Origin of the sequence: uncultured Campylobacter sp. (assembly GCF_938018035.1) — a bacterium.
GTDB lineage: Bacteria > Campylobacterota > Campylobacteria > Campylobacterales > Campylobacteraceae > Campylobacter_B.
The window spans coordinates 1-2618 of record NZ_CALIJF010000305.1; the positions used below are offsets into that span (position 1 = coordinate 1).

The 2618-nt window shown below is 48.0% G+C and carries 3 protein-coding genes; all 3 read left to right on the forward strand.

Going from position 1 to position 2618, the window contains the following annotated elements; all coding sequences use genetic code 11:
* Positions 1-705, forward strand: a 705-nt coding sequence (locus Q0257_RS09160) for an FAD-binding protein (protein ID WP_298024289.1), incomplete at its 5' end; no start/stop codon positions are given.
* The gene (sdhB, locus tag Q0257_RS09165) at positions 702-1676 is read left to right on the forward strand and encodes an 8-methylmenaquinol:fumarate reductase iron-sulfur subunit (RefSeq protein ID WP_298024291.1); all 975 of its coding nucleotides are present in this window, start codon (positions 702-704) and stop codon (positions 1674-1676) included. The genes Q0257_RS09160 and sdhB, both read left to right, overlap by 4 nt.
* Before the next feature lie 10 nt (positions 1677-1686).
* Positions 1687-2544: an 8-methylmenaquinol:fumarate reductase membrane anchor subunit gene (sdhE, locus tag Q0257_RS09170; protein WP_298024293.1), complete on the forward strand. Its 858-nt coding sequence runs from the start codon at positions 1687-1689 to the stop codon at positions 2542-2544.
* Positions 2545-2618: the final 74 nt, after the last annotated feature.

The window sequence follows — 2618 nt, forward strand, 5'->3', positions numbered from 1 at the left end:
ATTCGTCCGACCGCACACTACTCGATGGGCGGCATAGATGTGGTTAAATTTGACGATATGAGCACTAAAATTTCGGGGCTTTACACCGCGGGCGAAGCGTCTTGTATCTCGATCCACGGCGCAAATCGCTTGGGCGGAAATTCTTTAACAGACGCCGTCGTAACGGGCAAACTCGCAGGACTTGGCGCAGCGGATTATGCAGCGAAGCAGGAAGGCTTCGGCTCGGGCAAAAGAGCGAGCGAGCTTGCGCAAAAATGGCAGGCTAAATTTAAGCAGATCGCAAACGGCTCGGGCAAGGCAAACGAGATGTATGAGTTGCGCGAAGAGCTAGGCGCGCAGCTTTGGGATAATATGGGCATCTTTAGAACCGGCGAAAAGCTCGATCTGCTTTCGCAAAATTTAGAGGGTATCAGAGCGCGCTACGACGAGCTACGCGTCGCGGATGTAAATCCTGTTATGAATACCGCATTTACCGACTACGTCGAGCTTGGAAATTTGATTTTGCTTGCGCGCTGTGCGTGTTTGGCTGCGCAAAAGAGGCTGGAAAGCCGCGGCGCGCATACCAGAGAGGATTATCCGAAGCGCGACGATAAAAATTTCTTAAAGCACAGTATCGTGACGATGAACGACGCAGGCGAGCTAAGCTTGGGCTACAAAGAGGTCGTCGTTACGGAATTCTCTCTTGACGGAAGGAAACCTCAATGAAATTTATCATAGACCGCTTCGACGGAAGCAAAAATTACGAGCAAGCCTACGAATTAAGTTTGGAGCAGATCAAAGGAAAAACCCTGCTTGGAGTTTTGCAATTTATAAAGCAAAATTTAGACATCACTTTAAATTTTACCGCAGCGTGTCGTATGGCGATATGCGGAGCCTGTGCCGTAAGGGTAAACGGACACTCATATCTTGCCTGCGATACCAAGATGGAGGCTCTGCTTGCGGAGTATGAGAATCCCGATAGTTTTACGATCTCCCCTTTAAATAATTTCCGAGTGATTTCGGATCTAGTGGTGGATTGGGAACCTAGTATCGAAAATTTAAGAAAGATTAAACCTACTATTACTCCTAAGAAAGAATTTAGCGCAGAGAAGGGCTGTAAGCAAAGCCCTGAGCAGATGGAGCGAATTAAAAAGCAGTGGGATTGCATCCTTTGCGGATGTTGCGCTAGCGAATGCAATAAACTTGGAGCCGATGCGAGCGATTATATGCAGCCCTTTGTTTTCACGCACGCTAACCGCGCCGCGTTTGATTCAAGAAGCAAGGACGCTATGCCTCATCTAAAGCCTGCAGTGCTAAACGGATTATGGCTATGCGTGCACTGCCAAGAGTGCGCCGATCGCTGTCCTAAAGGCATAAGCGCCCAAAGCGATATCACCGCACTTCGCGCCCTAGCGATGAAAAAAGGCTTAACCGCAGGAAGCGGTCCTGGACATGCCGAGGCGTTCCTACTAGATATCGTAGAGGGAAGTGGAAGGCTAAACGAGATCAAGCTTGCTTTAAGAAGCGAAGGCGTATTTGCAAATATGGGCAAGATGGACGTAGCGGCAAATTTGATGATGGCAGGCAAGATGAATCCTCTTCATGCTTTAGGCGGTGAGGAGATTGAAGGACATGCAGGGCTCGTTAAGATGATAGAGGCCGCGCGTAAGGCTCAAGCTAGCGGCGAGATAGAATAAGGAGGAGAGGATGAATAACGAATTTGCATTTTTCCCGGGTTGCGTTTTAAGTCAAGCCGCAAAGGAATCTAAAATTTCACTTGAAGCGATCGCTCCGGTGCTGGGTATTAAACTTCACGAGATAAAAGGCTGGAGCTGCTGTGGGGCTAGTCAAGCTCAATGCGTAGATCCTATGGCGAGCTTAGTAGCTAATGCCAGAAACATCGCGCTAGCCGAGGGTATGAATATGCCTCTGCTAACTACCTGCTCCACCTGTATGCTAACTCTAAGTAAGGCAAAGCTTGCTTTGGATAAGGGGGCCAAAAGCTATATCAATACCTTTTTAAAAGAGGGCGGCATGCAGTATCAGGGAAGCACCGAGATAACGAGCCTGCTTTGGGTGCTATATCAAAGCTTAGACACTCTAAAAGCCAAGGTCACGAGACCGCTAACAAACTTAAAAGTAGCTCTATTTTACGGCTGCCATTCATTAAGACCGGAGCGCGAGCTTAAAAAGGAAAGCTCTACCAATCCGAAGAGCTTTGAAGCGGTAGTTAGCGCACTTGGCGCTCAGATCGTGCCTTTTGAAAAACGCCTTGATTGCTGCGGCTTTCACGCTAGCTATCCAGCGGTAAAATCGGTTCAAAAGATGTCAAGCGAGATCGTAAATGACGCTGCCGAGCATGGAGCGGACGTTGTAGTTACTCCTTGTCCGCTATGTCAGATGCAGCTAGATATCTATCAGGAGCGATACCAAGAAGCGATGAACTCCAAGGCAAGAAAGCCGATCATCCACCTATCTCAGCTTGTAGGCCTTGCTCTTGGGCTAAGCAACGAACAGCTTGGACTAAACATCAATATCCAAGATGCAACGAGATTGGTAAGCTGATCTTTGGAAATTTTCTAAAATTTAACGGATAATTTTACAAAAATACTTCGCTGCGGCGCACAAACAGTGCGCCT